Annotated in this window: 21 protein-coding genes; 6 read left to right on the plus strand and 15 right to left on the minus strand. The window is 60.0% G+C overall.

Annotated elements, in window-relative coordinates:
* Window positions 1-36: 36 nt before the first annotated feature.
* Window positions 37-1,416, minus strand: a complete 1,380-nt coding sequence (ffh, locus tag BN1137_RS04800; protein ID WP_050717511.1) for a signal recognition particle protein — start codon at window positions 1,414-1,416, stop codon at window positions 37-39.
* Window positions 1,417-1,704: 288 nt separating this feature from the next.
* Between ffh and BN1137_RS04805 the strand changes: the two genes are divergently transcribed.
* Both BN1137_RS04805 and BN1137_RS04810 read left to right on the plus strand, forming a co-directional pair.
* Window positions 1,705-2,496 carry a cytochrome C assembly family protein gene (locus BN1137_RS04805; protein ID WP_050717512.1) on the plus strand — a complete coding sequence of 264 codons (792 nt, stop codon included), beginning with the start codon at window positions 1,705-1,707 and terminating at the stop codon, window positions 2,494-2,496.
* 40 nt (window positions 2,497-2,536) lie between these two features.
* Window positions 2,537-3,817 (plus strand): HlyC/CorC family transporter, encoded by a 1,281-nt coding sequence (locus BN1137_RS04810; RefSeq protein WP_050717513.1) that lies wholly within the window; start codon window positions 2,537-2,539, stop codon window positions 3,815-3,817.
* 31 nt (window positions 3,818-3,848) lie between these two features.
* Here the strand turns inward: BN1137_RS04810 and BN1137_RS04815 are convergent, their stop codons facing one another.
* Window positions 3,849-4,325 (minus strand): Rrf2 family transcriptional regulator, encoded by a 477-nt coding sequence (locus tag BN1137_RS04815; RefSeq protein WP_050717514.1) that lies wholly within the window; start codon window positions 4,323-4,325, stop codon window positions 3,849-3,851.
* A 109-nt stretch (window positions 4,326-4,434) separates the two neighbouring features.
* Here BN1137_RS04815 and hmpA point away from each other — a divergent pair, with 109 nt between their 5' ends.
* Window positions 4,435-5,628: an NO-inducible flavohemoprotein gene (gene hmpA / locus BN1137_RS04820; RefSeq protein WP_050717515.1), complete on the plus strand. Its 1,194-nt coding sequence runs from the start codon at window positions 4,435-4,437 to the stop codon at window positions 5,626-5,628.
* 70 nt (window positions 5,629-5,698) lie between these two features.
* Here the strand turns inward: hmpA and BN1137_RS23100 are convergent, their stop codons facing one another.
* The 7 genes from BN1137_RS23100 to BN1137_RS04855 form a co-directional block, all read right to left on the minus strand.
* Complete coding sequence (locus tag BN1137_RS23100) at window positions 5,699-6,295, minus strand: tetratricopeptide repeat protein (RefSeq protein WP_050717516.1); 597 nt, start codon at window positions 6,293-6,295, stop codon at window positions 5,699-5,701.
* Between the two features lie 466 nt (window positions 6,296-6,761).
* Window positions 6,762-7,697: a malate dehydrogenase gene (gene mdh, locus BN1137_RS04835; RefSeq protein WP_050717518.1), complete on the minus strand. Its 936-nt coding sequence runs from the start codon at window positions 7,695-7,697 to the stop codon at window positions 6,762-6,764.
* Window positions 7,698-7,940: 243 nt separating this feature from the next.
* Window positions 7,941-8,603: an arginine ABC transporter permease ArtM gene (gene artM, locus BN1137_RS04840; RefSeq protein WP_050717519.1), complete on the minus strand. Its 663-nt coding sequence runs from the start codon at window positions 8,601-8,603 to the stop codon at window positions 7,941-7,943.
* 2 nt (window positions 8,604-8,605) lie between these two features.
* Entirely contained in the window at window positions 8,606-8,731 is a 126-nt protein-coding gene (locus BN1137_RS23030) for a hypothetical protein (protein WP_269745111.1), read from the minus strand.
* Between the two features lie 2 nt (window positions 8,732-8,733).
* On the minus strand, window positions 8,734-9,384 hold the full coding sequence (gene artQ, locus BN1137_RS04845) for an arginine ABC transporter permease ArtQ (RefSeq protein ID WP_050717520.1): 651 nt from the start codon (window positions 9,382-9,384) through the stop codon (window positions 8,734-8,736).
* A 3-nt stretch (window positions 9,385-9,387) separates the two neighbouring features.
* The gene (locus tag BN1137_RS04850) at window positions 9,388-10,125 is read right to left on the minus strand and encodes a transporter substrate-binding domain-containing protein (protein ID WP_050717521.1); all 738 of its coding nucleotides are present in this window, start codon (window positions 10,123-10,125) and stop codon (window positions 9,388-9,390) included.
* A 24-nt stretch (window positions 10,126-10,149) separates the two neighbouring features.
* On the minus strand, window positions 10,150-10,890 hold the full coding sequence (locus BN1137_RS04855; RefSeq protein WP_050717522.1) for an ATP-binding cassette domain-containing protein: 741 nt from the start codon (window positions 10,888-10,890) through the stop codon (window positions 10,150-10,152).
* 200 nt (window positions 10,891-11,090) lie between these two features.
* Between BN1137_RS04855 and argR the strand changes: the two genes are divergently transcribed.
* On the plus strand, window positions 11,091-11,561 hold the full coding sequence (gene argR / locus BN1137_RS04860) for a transcriptional regulator ArgR (protein WP_005308670.1): 471 nt from the start codon (window positions 11,091-11,093) through the stop codon (window positions 11,559-11,561).
* A 196-nt stretch (window positions 11,562-11,757) separates the two neighbouring features.
* On the opposite strand, the gene BN1137_RS04865 is transcribed toward argR, so the two are convergent.
* The 5 genes from BN1137_RS04865 to glnK all read right to left on the minus strand — a co-directional run bounded on the left by BN1137_RS04865 (window position 11,758) and on the right by glnK (window position 17,112).
* Complete coding sequence (locus BN1137_RS04865; protein WP_050717523.1) at window positions 11,758-12,663, minus strand: Dyp-type peroxidase; 906 nt, start codon at window positions 12,661-12,663, stop codon at window positions 11,758-11,760.
* Window positions 12,664-12,719: 56 nt separating this feature from the next.
* A complete protein-coding gene (locus tag BN1137_RS04870; protein ID WP_050717524.1) occupies window positions 12,720-13,778 on the minus strand; it encodes an ABC transporter ATP-binding protein in 1,059 nt (352 codons plus the stop codon).
* Between the two features lie 72 nt (window positions 13,779-13,850).
* Window positions 13,851-15,476: an ABC transporter permease gene (locus tag BN1137_RS04875; protein WP_050717525.1), complete on the minus strand. Its 1,626-nt coding sequence runs from the start codon at window positions 15,474-15,476 to the stop codon at window positions 13,851-13,853.
* A 39-nt stretch (window positions 15,477-15,515) separates the two neighbouring features.
* Complete coding sequence (locus tag BN1137_RS04880; protein WP_083443363.1) at window positions 15,516-16,523, minus strand: Fe(3+) ABC transporter substrate-binding protein; 1,008 nt, start codon at window positions 16,521-16,523, stop codon at window positions 15,516-15,518.
* Window positions 16,524-16,773: 250 nt separating this feature from the next.
* Complete coding sequence (gene glnK, locus BN1137_RS04885; RefSeq protein ID WP_011704615.1) at window positions 16,774-17,112, minus strand: P-II family nitrogen regulator; 339 nt, start codon at window positions 17,110-17,112, stop codon at window positions 16,774-16,776.
* Between the two features lie 201 nt (window positions 17,113-17,313).
* On the opposite strand from glnK, the gene arfB reads away from it, so the two are divergent.
* A complete protein-coding gene (gene arfB, locus BN1137_RS04890) occupies window positions 17,314-17,730 on the plus strand; it encodes an alternative ribosome rescue aminoacyl-tRNA hydrolase ArfB (protein WP_050717527.1) in 417 nt (138 codons plus the stop codon).
* A gap of 35 nt (window positions 17,731-17,765) precedes the next feature.
* On the plus strand, window positions 17,766-18,257 hold the full coding sequence (locus tag BN1137_RS04895; protein WP_050717528.1) for a methylated-DNA--[protein]-cysteine S-methyltransferase: 492 nt from the start codon (window positions 17,766-17,768) through the stop codon (window positions 18,255-18,257).
* A gap of 477 nt (window positions 18,258-18,734) precedes the next feature.
* On the opposite strand, the gene BN1137_RS04900 is transcribed toward BN1137_RS04895, so the two are convergent.
* Window positions 18,735-19,931 (minus strand): NupC/NupG family nucleoside CNT transporter, encoded by a 1,197-nt coding sequence (locus BN1137_RS04900; protein ID WP_050717529.1) that lies wholly within the window; start codon window positions 19,929-19,931, stop codon window positions 18,735-18,737.
* Window positions 19,932-19,993 lie beyond the last annotated feature (62 nt).

Here is a 19,993-nt window from a genome sequence, read left to right on the forward strand (position 1 = left end):
CCAAGGGTGAGCCTTTCGGTCTGACAAGCAGGAACATCAGAACGGGCCGCGGCCACCGCCACCGAATCCGGGCGGCAGCATGTTCTTCATCTGCCCCATCATCTTGCGCATGCCGCCCTTGCCGGACATCTTCTTCATCATGCGCTGCATCTCGGTGAACTGCTTGAGCAGCTTGTTCACGTCCTGTACCTGCATGCCGGAGCCCGCGGCGATGCGGCGCTTGCGAGAGCCCTTGATGAGATCGGGATGAGCACGCTCCTTGGGCGTCATGGAGCTGATGATGGCCTCCATCCGCACGGTGAGCTTGTCATCCATCTGATCCTTCACGTTATCCGGCAGACCGGACATGCCAGGCAACTTGTCGAGCATGCCCATCATGCCGCCCATGTTGCGCATCTGGGCCAGCTGCTCGCGGAAATCTTCCAGGTCGAAGCCCTTGCCACTCTTGACCTTGTCGGCCAGCTTGGCGGCTTTTTCCTTGTCGACGGTGCGTTCCACTTCCTCGATGAGGGAGAGCACGTCGCCCATGCCGAGGATGCGGGAGGCGAGCCGGTCCGGGTGGAAGGGTTCGAGCGCATCGCTCTTCTCACCCATACCGATGAACTTGACCGGTTTGCCGGTGATGTGGCGTACCGACAGCGCGGCACCACCACGGGCATCACCGTCCGCCTTGGTGAGGATGACACCGGTGAGCGGCAACGCCTCGTTGAAGGCCTTGGCGGTGTTGGCTGCATCCTGACCGGTCATGGCATCCACCACGAACAGGGTCTCGACCGGTTTGATGGTGGCGTGCAGATCCTGGATCTCCGCCATCATCTCGCTATCAACGTGCAGACGACCGGCGGTATCGACGATCACCACGTCATAGAACTTCTTGCGGGCCTGATCGATGGCGGCGGTAGCGATCGCCACCGGCTTCTGGGTCACATCACTCGGGAAGAACTCGACCCCGATGTCACTGGCCAGGGTCTCCAGCTGCTTAATCGCCGCGGGACGGTAAACGTCCGCACTGACCACCAGCACCTTCTTCTTGTGGCGCTCTTTGAGCAACTTGGCCAGTTTGGCCACGGTCGTGGTCTTACCGGCACCCTGCAGACCCGCCATCAGGATGATGGCCGGTGGCTGGGCGGCCAGGTTGAGCTGCTCGTTGGCCTCGCCCATGACCGAGACCAGCTCGCCATGCACGATCTTGATGAAGGCTTGGCCCGGGCTCAGCGACTTGGCCACTTCCTGGCCGACCGCCCGTTCCTTGACTCGCGCCACGAAGTCACGCACGACCGGCAGGGCGACGTCCGCCTCGAGCAGCGCCATGCGTACTTCACGCAAGGTATCCTTGATGTTCTCTTCGGTCAGCCGGCCACGGCCACTGACATTGCGCAGGGTGCGCGAGAGTCGTTCAGTCAAATTCTCAAACATGACGCATTCCGGTTCTTGGCGTAACAAATGGGGGGCATTATACCCCAGTCAGTACCATGAGGACGATGATTCGCCGCACGTAGCGGCCACCAGCCATCACGCTGAGCGGGTCTAATAGAGTGGGAGCATCATACCTCAGTCAACGCCAGAGGACGATTATTCACCGCACGCGGTGGTCACCTGCTACTTATATATGGGCAGTTAGCTCCTGGCACAACTGGCGAGCATATCTTGTGCAAGGTATACTGCCCCTCTTATCCATAAAGCTTGTTTAACAACGACCTGGTTATGATCGTGATCTCTGTTCTGGCCCTGGCGTTTTACCTGCTGGCCATCATCGCCTCGCTGCATCTGCTGCTCAGTGCCAAGCCCGTCGGGCAGGTGTCGCTGTTCGCCTGCGTCGGTCTGGCCCTGACTGCCCACGGTATCGCGGTGGGAAGCGAAGTGCTGGCCACTCACTCCGGCCAGAATCTCAGCATGCTGAACGTCGCCTCTCTGGTCAGCCTCATCATCAGCTGCTTCATGACTTGCGTGACCCGCCGTTTCAACGGCTGGATCCTGCTGCCCGTGGTCTACAGCTTCTCCGCGTTGCTGCTGGCGGCAAGCGCCCTCATTCCCGGCCGTTACATCACTCACCTGGAAGCCCATCCCCAGCTGTTGCTGCACATCGGGCTGGCTCTGATGGCGTATTCGGTGCTGATGATCGCCTGCCTGTTTGCGCTTCAGCTTGCCTACCTTGACCGGAAGCTGAAATCCAGAAAAATCAGTAACCTGCCTGCCATGCCACCGCTGATGACGGTAGAAAAACGGCTGTTCCAGCTCATCTCGGCCGGTCTGTTCCTGCTGACGCTTTCCATCGCCTCCGGCCTGTTCTTCCTGGAAGACATGTTCGCCCAGGGCAAGTCCCACAAGGCGATCCTCTCGATCCTGGCTTGGTGCGTCTATGTGCTGCTGCTGTGGGGTCATCACACCCGCGGCTGGCGCGGGCGCAAGGTCATTACCCTGAGCCTCATCGGCAGCTTCATTCTGACACTGGCCTATTTTGGCAGTCGCTTCGTCAAGGAAGTCTTGCTGAGCTAAACGCTCACCCCTCTGCCACCTATCCAACAGGAGCCCCTTCTTGGACAGTATCTCAACGAGCACATTACTGATTGTTCTCGTTATCTTGATCGTCTTGTCTGCTTTCTTCTCGAGTTCCGAAACCGGTCTGATGTCCCTCAACCGCTACAAGTTGCGACATCTGGCCCAGACCAGGCACAAGGCCGCCCGCCGGGTAGAAAAACTGCTGGCGCGGCCGGATCGCCTGCTTGGTCTCATCCTCATCGGCAACAACCTGGTCAACATCCTGGCCTCCGCCATCGCCACCATCGTCTGCATCCGGCTGTTCGGGGACCTCGGCGTCGCCATCGCCACCGTCGGCCTGACCCTGGTGGTGCTGGTGTTTGGCGAAGTCACTCCCAAGACGTTGGCCGCCATGTTCCCCGAGAAGATTGCCTATCCGGCCTCCTGGGTACTCAAGGGGCTGATGGTGCCCCTCGCCCCCTTCGTCTGGCTCATCAATGGCATCACCAACCTGCTGCTCAAGTTGATGCGACTGGATCACCGCAAGGATGACTCCCTCAACACCGAGGAGCTGCGCACCATAGTCAACGAGGCGGGCAGCCTAATCCCCCAGCGCCATCAGGAGATGCTGATCAGTATCCTGGATCTGGACAAGATGACGGTGGAGAACATCATGGTGCCGCGCAGCGAGATCTATGCCATCGACATCAACGATGACTGGAAGACCATACTGCGTCAGCTGGCGCACTGCGCTCACACCAAGATCCTGCTCTATCGCGACAATATCGACGATGTTGTCGGATTTTTACACGCGCGTGATGCGCTCAGGCTGGTCGCCAAGGATCAGTTCAGCAAGTCCAGCCTGCTGCGGGAGGTCGATCCCATCTACTTCATTCCCGAGGGGACACCACTCAACGTGCAACTGGCCAAGTTCCAGCGCAACAAGGAGCGGATCGGGCTGATTGTCGATGAATATGGCGATATTCAGGGGTTGATCACCCTGGACGACATCCTGGAGGAGATAGTCGGCGACTTCACCACCTCCATGACACCGGCGCCGAGCGACGAGATCCATCCCCAGCCGGACGGCTCTTTCCTGGTGGAAGGCTCGGCCAGCATCCGAGAGCTGAACAAGGAGATGAACTGGCATCTGCCCATCGACGGTCCCCGCACCCTCAACGGGCTGATCCTGGAGTATCTGGAGGAGATCCCCCAACCCAACATCAGCGTCAGGCTGGCGGGCTATCCCATCGAAATTCTCGACGTAGAGAACAACATGGTGAAGATGGCGCGGATCATGCCGCATCTATACCGTAACGAGTCAGGTTACGAGGATTGAAAAAAGGCTGCCGATGGCAGCCTTTTTCGTCTTATTCGGTTTGCTCGTTTTCCTCATCCGGCTCCAGCACCAGGGTTGGAATCAACTCCCCGAATACCTTCTGCAACTCGTCGCGATTGGCGAGCAAGTCTTGCAAGGTATAGCTGTCCATCACCGCCAGGAAGGCATTCATCGCCTCTTTCAAGGCACTCTTCAGCAGGCAGACCGAGACGATATGACAGACGGGAGAGTTGCAATCGATCCCGTCCAGATTGCCTTCCAGTGCCCGGATCACCTGACCGATGTTGACGGACTCCGGGGCCCAGGCCATGCGGATCCCGCCATTCTTGCCGCGCTGGGACTGCAGATAGCCCAGCTTCACCAGCTGATTCACCACTTTCACCATGTGATTGCGGGACACGTCGTACAGGGCGGACACCTTGGCCACGCTCGACAATTCGCCCTCCGGCAAGGTGGCCAGATAGAGCAGGGCTCTCAATCCAAAATCGGTATAACTCGTGAGTCTCATAGTGCCTATGGCGCATAGCGCAAAATTGATTGTTGATTCAGATCAATTAAACATCTAGGATGCAACTTATTAAGTAACATTTTAAATGCTCAATTAGTAAGGACCTCTTATGTTAGATCAAGCCACCATCGCCGTCATCAAAAGTACCATCCCTTTGCTCGAATCGGCGGGGCCTGCCCTCACCCAACACTTCTATCAGCGCATGTTCAGCCACAATCCCGAGCTGAAAGATATTTTCAACCTGGCGCACCAGCGCAGCGGTGGCCAACCGCTGGCCCTGTTCAATGCCGTCGCGGCTTACGCCAAGAATATCGACAACCTGGGTGCCCTCGGTGGCGCGGTAGAGCGTATCGCCCACAAGCACACCGGCTTCATGATCCAACCGGAACAATATCACATTGTAGGTAGTCATCTCTTGGCCACGCTCAAAGAATTGGGTGGTAGCGCGGTGACCGACGAGGTGCTGGACGCCTGGGGCAAGGCATATGGCGTGCTGGCCAACATCTTCATCGGCCGCGAGAGCGAGATCTATCAGGAGAGAGCGACCCAGGATGGTGGCTGGCAAGGCCCCCGTGCCTTCATCATCAAGCAGAAGCAGGTGGAGAGCGAGCTCATCACCTCCTTCGTGCTAGCGCCGGTCGACGGCAAGCCGGTGCTGCGCTTCACACCGGGCCAGTACCTCAGCATCCAACTTCGCCACCCGACGCTGGAGTATCAGGAGATCCGCCAGTACTCCCTCTCCGATGCCCCCAATGGCCGTGACTACCGCATCAGCGTCAAACGCGAGGCCGATGGTCAGGTCTCCAACCTGCTGCACGACCATCTGCAAGTCGGTGACGAGGTGGAGCTGATGCCGCCGACCGGCGACTTCGTGCTGCGAGCCGAGGCTGGCACCCCGGTGGTGCTGCTCTCCGCCGGGGTAGGTCTCACCCCCATGTTGAGCATGCTCAACCAGTTGCTTGCCAACGGCCATGAGGCCGACATCCGCTGGTTGCACGCCTGCGAGCACGGCGCCCTGCACGCCTTCAAGCAGGAGATCCAGGCCAAGAGCCAGCAGCACCCCAGACTGCAGAGCCGGATCTGGTATCGCACGCCAGGGGAGCAAGATGTAAAAGGACGAGACTATGACTTTGCCGGCACTCTGAACCTTGAACAGGTCACCGACCTTATCCCGGCCGATGCCCACTACTATTTCTGTGGCCCGGTTGGCTTCATGAAGGCAGTGAAAGACCAGCTGACCAGCCTGGGTGTACCTGCCGACAGGCTGCATTACGAGGTGTTCGGCCCCCATCAGGATCTCTGATACAGGCCAGGCAACCTCTGCATACAACAAGGCCCACGCACAGCGTGGGCCTTGTTGTATCAGAACGGGCTTAGTGCATGGCCTTGGCCCGGGCGATGGCATTGGCGGGCATCCGATTGCCGAGCCGGCTAAGCAGACTGGCGGCCTTCTGGTGAGTGGCCTTGTCACCGATGACAGCGCCGTGCAGCCAGTGGTAAGCCTCCTCGTAGTCGAGCGGACTGCCCATGCCCTGCAGCAGCATCTCGACCCATTCGATCTGTGCCCGCTGGAAGCCAAGGCTGGCAGCTTCGCGCATCAGGGTCTCGGCCCGCGCCAGATCTTTTTGCACCAGTATCCCTTTCCAGTAATAGCGCCCCAGCTGCTCAAGTGCAGGGGCCAACCCCTGATTGGCCGCCTCCCACATATATTGCACCCCGATCTGGGCATCCGGCTTGATGCAGACGCCCCAGGCCAGCATGTCCCCCCACAGGAACTGATAAGCAGGGATCTTCATCACAGAGGCGCGCGCCTCGATGTCTTGCGTCAGCTGGCATCTGTCCTGCTTCACCCGGGTGAGATGGCGCCCCTGCTCTATCCAGTTGAGCAGCTCGTCCTGTCGATAAAGCGGCACCGCCTGCAGATTAGCACCGGTCAGGGGCGCTGGCGTTGCCGCCTTGGGCAACGGCACCGCAGCGGGTGCGGTGGGCAGTGGCGCCGCCGGTACGATAGTTGGCGACGCCGCTGGTACGGGAACAGGAGCCACGGGTAGCGGCGAGGTGGCAACGGTGGAGGCAATCGATGGGGCAGCGGCTGGCACAGTTGCCAGAGGCGCCGTCGCAGACAATGCAGCAGGTTCGCTAGAGGATGCCGTGGTGACGGCAACGGCGGCTGCAGCCGCAGACGCCGGGCTGGCAGTAGTCGGCGCTGGTGGCGGCTGGGTTGGCGAGGCGGACGACACCGGCTCAGCCCCCTGCAAGGGAAGGCTGCATAAACAGATAAGGCCGACGAGGGTACTGGGTTTCATCATAGAGATCTCCTGCTGCCCTCGGTTATCGGCCGCAGATCCCATCTCCTTAGCCCCCCGATTGGCCCACCTACTGGATCGCCAAAATGACAAAGGGGAGCCGAAGCTCCCCTCATGAACAGTCTTCGACTTATTTGACGAAGTCGATGCCCAGCTGGATGTCAGCCTTCAGGGTGGCCAGCATGCTGTTCATCGCCTCTTGTTCGAAGGCGCTCAGCTTGCCGTAGTCCAGCACGGTTTCGACGCCGTTCTTGCCCAGCAGGATGGGCTGCGCGAAGAAGGTAGCGTGCTCGCCGTTGCCTTCGACATAGGCGCATTCGATGACGTTGGCTTCACCCTGCAGACCCTTGATCAGGGACAGACCGAAGCGGCACGCCGCCTGACCCATGGACAGGGTGGCAGAACCGCCACCGGCCTTGGCTTCCACCACTTCGGTACCGGCATTCTGGATGCGCTTGGTCATGGCGGCTGCCTCTTCGGCAGTGAAGTTGGCGCCTTCGATCTGGGACAGCAGCGGCAGAATGGTCACGCCACTATGGCCGCCGATCACGTTGACACGGATCTTGTCGATGTTCAGACCCTTGGCCTCGGCCACGAAGGTCTCGCCACGGATGACGTCCAGGGTGGTGACACCGAACAGGCGACGCTTGTCATAGACACCGGCCTTCTTCAACACTTCGGCAGCGATGGCGACCGTGGTGTTGACCGGGTTGGTGATGATGCCGATCAGTGCCTTCGGGCAAGTCGCGGCACATTTTTCCACCAGATTCTTGACGATACCGGCGTTGATATTGAACAGGTCGGAACGGTCCATGCCGGGCTTGCGCGCCACACCGGCAGAGATCAGCACGACATCGGCGCCGACCAGAGCCGGGCTCGGATCTTCACCGCAGAAACCTTTTACTTTCACGTCAGTCGGGATGTGGCTCAGATCGGCTGCCACACCGGGAGTGACCGGGGCAATGTCATACAGGCTCAATTCGGAACCAGCTGGCAGGCGATTTTTCAACAGCAGAGCGAGGGCTTGGCCAATGCCACCAGCGGCACCCAGAACGGCAACTTTCATGATCAACTCCATGTTCAAGCGTAGGTTTAAGGTTGTTTCTTGTTGGGAAGAAGGCTGTTTCTTATTGTGCGCCTCACCTTAAAGGATCCCCTGATAAAAAACAATCTGATAACAGTTGTAATCACAGGTTCTGTGAGCCAGGGAACAAGCGGTGACGAAAAGAGAGAGGAATCTGCGATAAATGGGACGGAAAGCACAGATTTTCTGTGCCTTCCCTTCCATTAAGGGGTAAATACGACTGCTTTAGGCCTGGAATGCCAGCGCTCTGCGCTCGCACCAACGGAAACCAATTGTTAACAATCCATTCATGGTCAGATAGAGGGCTCCGGCCACGGTGAACACCGCCAAGGTGTCATAAGTCTGGGCATTGAGACGCTGGGCCAGCCCCATGATGTCCATGATGGTGATGGTGCTGGCCAGCGAGCTGCCCTTGAGCACCAGGATCACCTCATTGGAGTAGGCGGGCACCAGCCGGCGAGCGGCATGGCGAGCCTTCATCCACAGGGTTTGTCCGGCCGAGAAGCCGAGTGCCCGGCAAGCCTCCACCTCACCGGCGGGGATGGTATCGAGCGCCCCCTTGAACAGCCGGGTGGAATAGGCGGCGGTGTTGAAACCCAGCGCCAGCACGGCGCAGAACCAAGGCTGCTTGAGCAGCGGCCACAGCGGCCCGGACTTGAGCCATTCAAACTGGCCAGGCCCGTAGTAGATGAGGAAGATCTGGATCAGCAGCGGCGTGCCGGTGAAGATCAGCACCCATAGCTGTACCAGCTGAGTCGCCACCGGAATACGGCGCTCCAGCACCCAGGTCATGCCGACCGCCAGCAACACGCCGAGCAGCAGGCTGAAGAAGGTCAACTGCAAAGTGATCGCCAGACCACCCAGCAGGGTCATGAGATAGTCCTGCATGGTTAGCCTCCGTAACGACGGGTATAACAGGATGCCGGCTTGAACCCGCATTCACTCAGCTGACTGAAAACGGTCGGTTCCTGGGTGATCACTAATCCCCCCAGCAGGGTCATGAGATAGTCCTGCATGGTCAGCCTCCGTAGCGACGGGTATAGCGGGCAGCCTGCTTGAGCCCGAACTCGCTCACCAGACTGATCGCCAGATAGATGAGGGCCGCGGCGGCATACCAGGTGAAGGGTTCATAGGTGCTGGCCGAGGCCATCTGCGCCTGACGCATCATCTCGTTCACCCCGATGAGGGAGACCAGCGCCGTGTCTTTGAGCAGCACCAGCCACTGGTTGCCGAGCCCCGGCAGGGCATGACGCCAGGCCTGAGGCAGCACGATGCGAAAGAAGATGTGCGCCTTGCCCAACCCCAGCGCCAGCGCCGCCAGCCGTTGCCCGGCAGGCACCGCATTGAGCGCCGCACGCAGGGTCTGGGTGGCATAGCTGGCAAACAGCAGGGAGAGCGCCAGCACGCCGCAGGCGAAGGGGCTGAACTCCACATACTCGCCAGTGATGAGGAACAGCACCTGGGTCGAGCCGAAGTAGATGAACAGTACCACCAGCAGCTCGGGCAGGCCCCGGATCAGCGTGGTCAGGGTGGCCACCGGCCACACCAACCAGCTACGTTTGCTGAGCTCGGCGGCGCTGAACGCCAGCGCCAACACCATGCCCCCGACCAGTGATGCCAAGGCCAGCCCCAGGGTCATCCAGGCTGCATCCAACAACAGGCTCAACATGGCTTACTGCGCGAAGTATTTGTCGAAGACTTTCTGATAGGTGCCGTTGGCCTTGATCTCGGCCAGCCCCTTGTTCAGCTGAGTCAGCAGCTCCTGATTGTCCTTGGCCACCGCGATACCAAAACCGGTACCGAAGTACTTGGCGTCGGTGACCGGGGTACCGATGACACCATAATCCTTGTGCTGCTTGAGCCACTCGGCGGCGACGGCGGTATCGGCAAAGACGCCATCGGTACGGCCATTCATCATGTCGAGGAAGGCGCTCTGGTAGCTGGCGTAGGGCACGGTCAACAGACCTTTGCTGATCCAGTTATCTACCAGGTAGGACTGGTGAGAGCTGCCGTTTTGCACGCCGACAGTCTTGTCGACCAAGTCTTCCGGCCCCTTGAAGGCACCCTTCTTGGTCACGAACACCGCGGAGTTCACATAATAGATGTCGGAGAAATCGACCTGGGCGGCCCGCTCCGGGGTCACGTCCATGGCGGCGATGGCAGCATCGTAGCGACGGAACTTGAGGCTGGGGATCAGGCTGTCAAAGGCCTGGTTGTGGAAGCTGCACTCCAGCTTGACCTGGGCGCAGATGGCGCGGGCCAGATCGATGTCGAAACCCTGGAACTCGTTCTTGTCGTCCAGGTATTCGAACGGTGCATAAGTAGCCTCGGTGGCGAACTTGATCTCTTTGGCCATTACCGAGGTGCTCAACAGGCCCATGGCCGCAACCAACAACAGACTCTTTTTCATGACAGCTTCCTTATCGATTCAATATCAATGCATCAAGAATTCGGCAAACCGGCTGGTTTGCGGGGCCTGGAAGATAGCGGCGCTACCGGATTCGATGATCCGCCCCTTCTCCAGATAAATCACCTGACTGGCAACCTTGCGGGCAAATTCCACCTCGTGGGTGACCACCACCTGGGTGATGCCGGTCTGGCTGAGGGTACGGATGATCTCCGCCACCTCCTTGGTTATTTCAGGATCGAGCGCCGCTGTGGGTTCGTCAAACAGCAGCACTTGCGGATCCATCATCAGGGTGCGAGCGATGGCCACCCGTTGCTGTTGACCGCCGGACAGACGAGCCGGCCAGGCGTCCCGTTTGTCGGCCAGCTGCAGCTGGGTCAGCAGGTAGAGGCCCTTCTCGATGGCCGCGTCCTTGCTCATACCGAGCACCTTGACGGGCGCCTCGATGAGGTTCTCCATCACGGTCAGATGCGGCCAGAGATTGTACTGCTGGAACACCATGCCTACCTTGCGACGCAGCGCCTGTGCCTGACGGCTGAATTCCGCTGGGGACAGGGTGGACGGGAAAGAAAATTCACTGTCGCCGATGCGCAGTACACCGGTATCCGGAGTGTCCAGCAGGTTCATCATGCGCAGCAGCGAACTCTTGCCCGCACCGCTTGGGCCCAGTAATACCAAGGTCTCGCCGGGTGCGGTCTTGAAGCTGACCTGCTGTAGTACCGGCACCTTGTGCCAGGACTTTTCGATACCGATTAATTCAATACCCATACAACCCAATTGAATAAGTTTTCAAAATTTCGTCCTGATTTTAGCTGCAAGGTGGGTGGATGCAAGCTAAATTTGAATCGATATGCAGAACAAGCGCCGCTTCCTTGCCAAAATAGGCATATGAATGCAAAATAGCAGCGCTGTTCGTATCTGCCGCCTGAGCGTGACAGGCGGTCACACCCCTCATTCGTGAGTCCAAGATGAAACATAACGACAAGCAAGAAAAACTGGCCAAGGCCTTTAAAGCCCTGCTGAAAGAGGAGCGTTTTGGCTCCCAGGCAGAGATAGTCACCGCCTTGCAAGAGATGGGCTTCGAGAACATCAACCAATCCAAGGTCTCGCGCATGCTGAGCCGCTTCGGCGCCGTTCGCACCCGCAATGCCAAGATGGAGATGGTTTACTGCCTGCCGGTGGAGCTGGGTGTCCCCACCACCTCCAGCCCGCTCAAGAACCTGGTACTGGATGTCGACCACAACGGCGCCCTGGTGGTGATCCACACCAGCCCTGGCGCGGCCCAGCTAATCGCCCGCCTGCTCGACTCCCTCGGCAAGGCCGAAGGGATCCTCGGTACCATCGCCGGTGATGACACCATCTTCATCACCCCGACCAGCGATACCGACATCGAAGAGCTCTACCTCTCGGCGCTCGAGCTGTTCGAACAGACCCCTTAATCAGGTGGCGGCCCGATGGGCGCCATAAACTGAACGAAAAATCCCGGCCTAGGCCGGGGTTTTTGTTATCTGTGCGGCCTGCTTGCCGCCTGTCTTGCACAAGGGCTTTGCTGCCCGGCGCTATAAATGAGCCGACAGGGTCGAGGCCCGCCACAGACCGCCCATTTCGGCTCATTTTTTCAGCGCATTCGTGCTGTTATTTCCCCTGTGACAGCAGGAAATCTTGCGAGGGTGCGAAGAGAGCTACCCCCGTCACTGCCTTGGTGAAGCGCAGCAGATGATCGAAATGGCTGCCCTCCCCCTTATACATGCTGGCCAGCATGGCGTTGAAGTGCTGCGGGGTGCGGCAGCAGGAGATGAAATAGAGCCCCTGCTCGCGCATGGTGCCCCAGGGCATGCTCTGGCGCAGGATCTCCATGGACTCGCCCTTCGGAGTCTTGAGGTTGACCCGCTTGATGTGGGAGGTGAGCGGCTTGTTGGCAGACTCATACTCGATGTTGTCGACCTTGGTACGACCTATGATGTCTTCCTGCTCCTTCAGCGCCAGCTTCTCCCATTCGTGCAGGGCATGCACCCAGCGCTGCACATGGATGTAAGAGCCGCCGGCAAACTCGCCGCCCTCCAGCAGTGCCACTTCGGCACGGTGCTCGCCCTGCGGGTTCTCGGTGCCATCGACGAAACCGGTCAGATCCCGGCAATCCTGATTGCGGAAGCCGTTGACCTCTTCGGCAAGCGTGACCAGACCCGCCAGCAGCGCCATGACGCGGTGACCGGCGTGATGCAGCACATCCACCCGGTCGGCGCGCAGTTGCACGAACAAGTCGAACGGAGTGTTCGGTGCCTCTTGACCATTGGCGGACTGCGCCATAAAGCCACGGAACTGGGGTGGCCGAGCGGCCGGATAGATGGCATCCCAGCCTTCGGCGCCCACGGCGACCAGGCCAGTGAAAGCGGCGTCGGGGAAATCGGCACTCACCGCGTCCCACAGGACGGGCAACTTGGCCAGACGGGCGGCCAGCTCGGCGCCGTCACCGGTGCGATTGAACATCAGATAGAGGGCATGCAGATTCGGCTCTGCACAGATCCCGGCTTGGGCTTTCATTTCTCTCTCCAAAGACATGGGCTATGGGCGTGGCGCGATTATAAACCGGAATGAGGTCAATTCCTTGATTTCACATCGCTATCGGGCAGGAGATCGAACAGCACCAGCACATGGGGGGGCACCTCGACCCGCGCCCGCGCTCCGACGAGCGGCTCCCCTATGCTGGCTTCCAGCCGTTGGCCCGCGCATTCCACCAGCACCCGGCAGTGGTGACCGAGGAACTGTTGCTCTTGTACCCGCAGCGCACCGTCCGCGGCCGCCGTCAGCACCAGCTGTTGGGGCCTGAGCATCAGTTGCAGCCGCTCACCCACGGTGCGGCCATGGGGCTCGTGGCCACAGACCAGCCCCAGCGCGGTCTGCACGCAGTGACTGTCCACCACCTCGACGGCCAGATAGTTCACACCGCCGAGAAACTCCGCCACGAAGCGGTTCTGTGGGCGGCGATAGAGCTGCTCCGGCTGACCCACCTGCTCGATGTGACCGGCCCGAAACAGCGCCAGCCGGTCGGCGAAGGCGAACGCCTCCTCCTTGCTGTGGCTAACGAAGATGGCGCCTATCCCCTGCTGCTTGAGCAGGGCGCGGATCTCGAGGATCAGCTTCATCCGTACCTGGGTATCGATGTTGGAGAAGGGTTCGTCCAGCAACATCAGCCGTGGCTTGCACACCAGGGCGCGGGCGATGGCGACCCGCTGCTGCTGACCACCGGACAGCTGATGGGGGTAGCGATCCCCCAACCCTTGCAAGTTGACCAGCGCCAATGCCTCCTCCACCTGCTGCCGACGTGCGCTGCGACTCTGCTTGACCAGGCCGAAGCCGACGTTGTCGGCCACCGTCAGATGGGGGAACAGGGCGTAATCCTGGAAGATCATGCCGATGTTGCGCGCCTCGGGTGGCACGCTGTGACCCGGCTCATCCAACAGGCTGTCACCCAGCAGGATGCGGCCTTCGGCCAGCGGCAACAGGCCGGCGATGGCCTTGAGCAGCGTGGTCTTGCCACAACCGCTGGCCCCCAGCAAACAGACGATCTCGTTGTCAGCGACCGACAAGGACAGCTGCTCCAGCACGTTTTGACCGTTATAACGGCAGCTGACCTTCTCTACTTGCAAGCAAGACACGGCTCAGTTCCTCTCATGTTGTTATGTCACTCCGGCCAAGACGCGACGGCGACCGGGTATTGCAAGGGGGCGTCAGTGGCCCGAGCTATCCAGGCTGCGATTGACCCAGATCAGCGGCAACAATCCCACCAGCACGATGACGATGGCGCCGAGCGCTCCCCGCTCCAGCATCTCGTCCGAGACGAACTGATAGACATGGGTCGCCAGGGTATCGAAATTGAACGGCCGCAGCAGCAGGGCGGCGGGCAGCTCCTTCATGGATTCGATGAACACCAGCATGGCGCCGGCGAACAGGCCGCGCCGCACCAGCGGCAGATGGACCCGCCGCAGCATGCCGCCCGCCCCCTGCCCGAGGGAGCGGGCTGCCATGTCGAGGCTGGGGGAGATTTTGCCCATGCTGCTCTCCACCGAGCCGATGGCGATGGCCACGAAGCGCACCAGATAGCCAAACACGATGGCGGTGAGGGTGCCGGTCAACAGCAGACCGGGCCCCTGCCCCCCAAGCCACTGCGCCAAATCATTGATACCAAAATCGAGCGCCGTCAGCGGCACCAGCACCCCGATGGCCAGCACTGTGCCCGGCATGGCATAACCCATGGCGGCGATGCGCAGCGGCAACAGGCTGCGGGTGCCCCCATCGAGACGGCGGAAGAAGCCGAGCAGCAGGGCGATGCCCATGGCCAGCAGGGCGGTCAGCGTCGAGATAAGCAGGCTATTGCCGGCAAAACGCACAAACTCCGGCGTCCAGGAGAGTTCGAAGTAGCGTACCCCGTAATCGAGCAGGATGACGAAGGGCAGCACAAAACCCGCGATGACCAATCCCCAGCACCAGAGGCCGGCCAACAGGCGGGGGACTCCCCTGAGCGGATAGCGCAGCGGCGGCTCATGGCCCATGGATTTTTGGAACACCTGCTGGCGCTGACGGGAGCGGCGTTCGAAGGCGATCAGCAGCACCACCGCCAGCAGCATCAGGCAGGAGAGCCGGGCGGCGGTGGCCAGGCTGCCATAACCGAGCCAGGTGTCGTAGATGGCCGTCGTCAGCGTGTTGACGGCGAAGAAGTGAACGGTGGCAAAGTCAGCCAGTGTCTCCATCGCCACCAGGGAAACCGCCACCATGATGGCCGGGCGGGCCAGCGGCAGGCTGAGGCGGCGAAAACTCTGCCAGGGAGTGCAGCCGAGCAACCGGCTGGAGTGAATGAGGCTGACCGACTGCTCAAGGAAGGAGGCGCGCGTCAGCAGATAGACATAGGGGAACAGCACCAGCGCCAGCACCCAGGCGGCCCCGCCGAGGGAACGAATGGCCGGGAACCAGTAATCGGCAGGCGTCTGCCAGTCAAACAGGACGCGCAGCCCCGCTTGCAGCGGGCCCGAGTAGTCGAGCAAGTCGGTATAGACGTAGGCGACGATGTAGGAGGGCATGGCCATGGGCAGCATCAGCGCCCACTGCAGGGCACGGCGGCCCGGCACCTGACACATGGCCACCAGCCAGGCGGTGGGCACCCCAAACAGCAGGCTGAGCCCGACCACTCCCAACACCAGACTCAGGGTATTGGCGATGTAGTCAAAGAGTACCGTATCGGCGAGGTGGGAAAACAGCGCCCCATCCGCCGACAAGGCAGAGAAGACGAGGGCGAGTACGGGTAAACCCAGCAGCAGGGCCAAGGCCCAGCTGCTGGCAATCCAACCAGAATTTTTCATGAGGCCACAGTGTTTGATGGGGCCCTTGGCCCCATCTGATTACAAATCGAACTTCACTTCATCCAACAGCTGCAAGGCGTCCTTGCGGTGCTTGGCATAATCGCTGACCGGCAGGGCGTCAGACTTGAAGCTGCCCCAGGATTTGACCATGGCGGAAGGCTCGACCCCGGCCTTGACTGGATACTCGGCATTCACGTCCGCATACATGTGCTGGGCGGTGTCGCCGGCGAGGAACTCCATCAGCTTCTGGGCCTCAACCTTGTTCTTGGCATACTTGGTCATGGCCACGCCGCTCACGTTGACGTGGGCACCGCGATCGGCCTGATTCGGGAAGTTGATGTAGACCGCATCGGCCCAGGATTTTTGCGCCGGATCCTTCAACATGGCGCCCAGGTAGTAGCTGTTGCCGAGCGACACGTCACAGATGCCGTCCTTGATCGCCTTGACCTGATCCCGATCGTTGCCCTGGGGCTTGCGCGCCAGGTTGGCCTTGACCCCTTCCAGCCAGGTCTTGGTGCTGGCCATGCCGTCATGGGCGATCATGGAGGAGACCAACGCCACGTTGTACTCGTGCTTGCCGCTACGAGTACAGATTTTCCCTTTGAATTCAGGCTTGACCAGATCTTCATAGCGGATGGTGTCGAGCTTGCCGAGACGATCCTTGCTGGAATAGATGGCGCGCACCCGGGTGGTCAGGGCGAACCAGTTGTTGTCCGGGTCACGGTAGATGGAGGGGATGTTCTCCTGCAACGTCTTGCTATCCACCGGCTGCACCAGGCCCTTGTCCACCAGATCGGTCAGACGGCTGATGTCGACGGTCAGCATCAGGTCGGCCGGGGAGAGTTTGCCTTCCCGCTCCAGGCGCTCGTTCAGTCCCTCTTTGGCGAACACCACGTTGACCTTGATACCGGATTCTTTCTCGAACTGCTGGATGATGGGCTTGATCAGCTCATCCTGCCGATTGGAGTAGACATTCACTTCCCCGGCGGCAAAGGCCGACTGGGCGGCCAGAGTCGAGAACGCCAGTGCCAGCATCTTCATTTTCATCATCCATTCCTTGAGTTGCGTATCGAGTGATAACAATTTACGTTTGCATTCTGCATGAGACACAACGGGCGGATCAAGACGGTTTACAGAGGTAGGATCACAGATTTAACCATTGACTAAACAGAAAGGCCGGATGGCGCGCCATCCAGCCTTCTGATGATAATTCACTTATTTTTCATGACGGTCTGACAGGGTGCGACGCCGATACTCATACAGCCCCATCGCTGTGGTGACAGGGGCGTTGGCGGGATCACAGAGCCTCGTCGTCGCTCTCGCCGGTGCGGATCCGGACAGCCTGCAACAGGTCATAGACGAAAATTTTGCCATCGCCAATCTTGCCGGTGTAGGCCGCCTTGCAGATAGCCTCGATCACCCCTTCCACGTTGTCGTCAGCGGTGGCAATTTCCAGCTTTACCTTGGGCAGGAAGTCGACCTGGTACTCGGCTCCCCGGTATAATTCGGTGTGTCCCTTCTGGCGGCCAAAGCCCTTGACCTCGGACACGGTCAAGCCTTCTACCCCCAGGTTGGCGATGGCCTCGCGCACGTCGTCCAACTTGAAGGGTTTGATAATCGCGGTAATCAGCTTCATCTGGTTGCTCCCAATCCATGGTATGTCATGGAAGGGTCATCAATTCTTGTGCCAAGTATTTTTATTGTTTATTTTCATAAAGATAAGCTTTAACCCTTGGGCCATTAGGGCCTGGGATCACCAAGGAAGCGCATCTCGCCCCATAATGAGGCACCAAGCTGCACCAGACTCCCTTGATGCACCAAATGAGAGCATCACCCCATGTTAGTCATCTCCAACAACGTGATCATCCCCTGGCATGAGCTGCAATTTCAGACCATGCGCGCCCAGGGTGCCGGCGGTCAGCACGTCAACAAGACCGACTCCGCCGTCTGGTTGCGCTTCGATTATCGCGACTCCCCCAGCCTGCCGGATCTCTACAAGGAGGGGCTGGAGAAGCTGAGTGACAGCCGGGTACACGACGGTTTCATCCAGATCAGGGTCGAGACCCACCGCAGTCAGGACATGAACCGCAAGGAGGCCATGAGCCGGCTGACCGAGCTCCTGAAGAAGGCCGCCTGGCGCCCCAAGGCGCGCCATGCCACCAAGCCGACCCGCAGCTCCCAGCGCAAGCGGGTCGACGCCAAGAAGCGCAAGGGGGAGATAAAATCCACCCGCGGCAAACCCGGGCTGGAGTGATATCCGGCCCCCTTACCTCTCAGGAACCCGCAACGATGAGATACAGCTTTTGCCACAGCGCCCTGGGCCCTCTGCTCGTCGCCATCGACCAGAATGGCCTGCGTCACGTGGAGTTTATACAGGGGGAGCGCCCCATCCAGCCCGCACCCGAGTGGCAGCGGGATGATGTGGCACTTGCCCCTTTCATCGAACAATTCGAGGCCTACTTCGCCGGTCGGTTGCAACACTTCGATCTACCGCTGGCCGCCCGAGGCACGCCATTTCAGCAGGCGGTCTGGCAGGCGCTGTGCGAGATTCCCTACGGCGAGACCCTCAGCTATCTCGACATCGCTCAGGCCATCGGCAATCCCAAAGCGATGCGCGCCGTGGGCGCCGCCAACGGCCAGAATCCCCTGAGCATCATAGTGCCCTGCCATCGCGTCATCGGCCGCAACGGCAACCTGACCGGCTATGGTGGCGGCCTGCCGATCAAGCGGTGGTTGCTCGCCCTTGAGCAAGACAGTCGTGGCTTCATTCTGACTCCCTGACAGCAGAAAGCCTCCCCTTCACAACCATTGGCTGCTTGCCCTGGAGCAAGACAGCCGTGGTTTCATTTTGACTCCCTGACAGCCGAAGACCTCCCCTTCAGGACCACTGGCTGCTCGCCCTGGACCCGCGTGAACGGGCTCCTCATTTGCGCCTTAAATTCAACCAACACAAAAATAAAACACTGATTATTTAAATAAAAGCAGTATCAACACGATGCCACATAAGCCACCGGCAGCGTTTGGCAAAATGAACACAATATGAAGCATCGCCTCAGAAGGGCTTCAGATAGTGACAGGCATGATAGCGTCATACTTGGATGGCACGGCTCATCCCTCCTCCAAGTAGCACCCATGTGACGCTTCCAATCTGTCTTTTTTCCCCGCGCCTCCCCAGAGGCGCTTTTTTTTGCCTGTCATCCAGCCACAAAAAAGCCCGCCGAAGCGGGCTCTGACCGGAAGGTGCTTATTTCGGGTCAATCAGAGGGCGAGGAACAGGCCTGCCAGGGAGGCACTCATCAGGTTCGCCAGCACACCCGCCAGGATGGCGCGCATGCCGTAACGGGCGATGAAGGCCTTGCGCTCCGGCACCATGGAACCCAGACCGCCGATCAGGATCGCCATGGAGGAGATGTTGGCGAAGCCGCACAGGGCGAAAGTGACGATGGCCTTGCTCGAGGCATCCAGGGTCTGATCCTGCACCAGGGCAATGAAGGCGACGAATTCGTTGATGACGATCTTGGTGCCGATCAGCGCGCCAGCCGCCTGAGCCTGATCCCAGGGCACACCGATGAGCCAGGAAACGGGGGCAAACAGCCAGCCCAGAATGATCTGGAAGCTCAGGTCCAGCCCCACCAGATCGCCGGTCCAGCCGAGCAGACCGTTAAGCAGAGCGATGACACCGACGAAGGCCAGCAGGGTGGCACCCACGGCCACGGCGATGTTCAGACCGGCCATGGCACCGTCGGCCGCCGCCTCGATGACGTTGGTCGAGCGCGGCATCTCCACATCCTGGTGATGATCCACCTCATCGGCACTGGGCGGTACCAGGATCTTGGCCATGGCCAGACCGGCGGGGGCCGACATGAAGGCCGCCGCAATCAGGTACTTCAGCTCGACACCGATGCTGGCATAACCCACCAGGGTGCCGCCAGCCACCGAGGCCAGGCCGCAGCTCATCACCGCGAAGAACTGGGAATCGGACATCTTGGAGAGGTAAGGCTTGACCACCAGCGGCGCCTCCACCATGCCGACGAAGATGTTGGCGGTGGCGGAGAGGCTCTCGGCGCGGCCGGTGCCCAGCAGTTTTTGCAGACCGCCGCCGAGCAGGGCAATCACCTTGGGCATCAGGCCGATGTGGTAGAGGATGGCGATGAGGGCGGAGAAGAAGATGATCACCGGCAGCACGTTGAAGGCGAAGATGAAGCCCAGCTTGAACTTGGCCAGATCGCCAAACAGGAAGGCAATCCCCTCCTGACCGTAGCCAATCACGCTGCTGACGCTCTCGCTGACGCCGTTCAGCACATGCTGACCGGCAGGCAACCAGAGCACCAGACCGGCAAAGAGCACTTGCAGGCAGAGGGCCAGGCCCACTGTTCGCAACGGAATACGACGACGATTATCAGAGCAAAGTACGGCCAGCGCCAGAATACTCAGGATGCCGAGCAGGGCGATCATAGGGGTTCCATCTAATGGGATAAAAGATGGGCGCGGATTCTGCGCTCCCTCCCCCGTCACTG

Origin of the sequence: Aeromonas tecta (genome assembly GCF_000820185.1) — a bacterium.
Taxonomy (GTDB): domain Bacteria; phylum Pseudomonadota; class Gammaproteobacteria; order Enterobacterales; family Aeromonadaceae; genus Aeromonas; species Aeromonas tecta.

What these genes read in the sequence shown, in the direction of transcription:
- arfB (WP_050717527.1), top strand. Translation starts at nt 17,314, where the DNA reads ATGTTAGTCATCTCCAACAACGTGATCATCCCCTGGCATGAGCTGCAA.
- mdh (WP_050717518.1), bottom strand. Translation starts at nt 7,697, where the DNA reads ATGAAAGTTGCCGTTCTGGGTGCCGCTGGTGGCATTGGCCAAGCCCTC.
- BN1137_RS04850 (WP_050717521.1), bottom strand. Translation starts at nt 10,125, where the DNA reads ATGAAAAAGAGTCTGTTGTTGGTTGCGGCCATGGGCCTGTTGAGCACC.
- BN1137_RS04900 (WP_050717529.1), bottom strand. Translation starts at nt 19,931, where the DNA reads ATGATCGCCCTGCTCGGCATCCTGAGTATTCTGGCGCTGGCCGTACTT.
- BN1137_RS23030 (WP_269745111.1), bottom strand. Translation starts at nt 8,731, where the DNA reads ATGCAGGACTATCTCATGACCCTGCTGGGGGGATTAGTGATCACCCAG.
- glnK (WP_011704615.1), bottom strand. Translation starts at nt 17,112, where the DNA reads ATGAAGCTGATTACCGCGATTATCAAACCCTTCAAGTTGGACGACGTG.
- hmpA (WP_050717515.1), top strand. Translation starts at nt 4,435, where the DNA reads ATGTTAGATCAAGCCACCATCGCCGTCATCAAAAGTACCATCCCTTTG.
- BN1137_RS04865 (WP_050717523.1), bottom strand. Translation starts at nt 12,663, where the DNA reads ATGAAAGCCCAAGCCGGGATCTGTGCAGAGCCGAATCTGCATGCCCTC.
- BN1137_RS04880 (WP_083443363.1), bottom strand. Translation starts at nt 16,523, where the DNA reads ATGAAAATGAAGATGCTGGCACTGGCGTTCTCGACTCTGGCCGCCCAG.
- ffh (WP_050717511.1), bottom strand. Translation starts at nt 1,416, where the DNA reads ATGTTTGAGAATTTGACTGAACGACTCTCGCGCACCCTGCGCAATGTC.
- BN1137_RS04895 (WP_050717528.1), top strand. Translation starts at nt 17,766, where the DNA reads ATGAGATACAGCTTTTGCCACAGCGCCCTGGGCCCTCTGCTCGTCGCC.
- argR (WP_005308670.1), top strand. Translation starts at nt 11,091, where the DNA reads ATGAAACATAACGACAAGCAAGAAAAACTGGCCAAGGCCTTTAAAGCC.
- BN1137_RS04875 (WP_050717525.1), bottom strand. Translation starts at nt 15,476, where the DNA reads ATGAAAAATTCTGGTTGGATTGCCAGCAGCTGGGCCTTGGCCCTGCTG.
- BN1137_RS04815 (WP_050717514.1), bottom strand. Translation starts at nt 4,325, where the DNA reads ATGAGACTCACGAGTTATACCGATTTTGGATTGAGAGCCCTGCTCTAT.
- artQ (WP_050717520.1), bottom strand. Translation starts at nt 9,384, where the DNA reads ATGTTGAGCCTGTTGTTGGATGCAGCCTGGATGACCCTGGGGCTGGCC.
- BN1137_RS04855 (WP_050717522.1), bottom strand. Translation starts at nt 10,890, where the DNA reads ATGGGTATTGAATTAATCGGTATCGAAAAGTCCTGGCACAAGGTGCCG.
- artM (WP_050717519.1), bottom strand. Translation starts at nt 8,603, where the DNA reads ATGCAGGACTATCTCATGACCCTGCTGGGTGGTCTGGCGATCACTTTG.
- BN1137_RS04805 (WP_050717512.1), top strand. Translation starts at nt 1,705, where the DNA reads ATGATCGTGATCTCTGTTCTGGCCCTGGCGTTTTACCTGCTGGCCATC.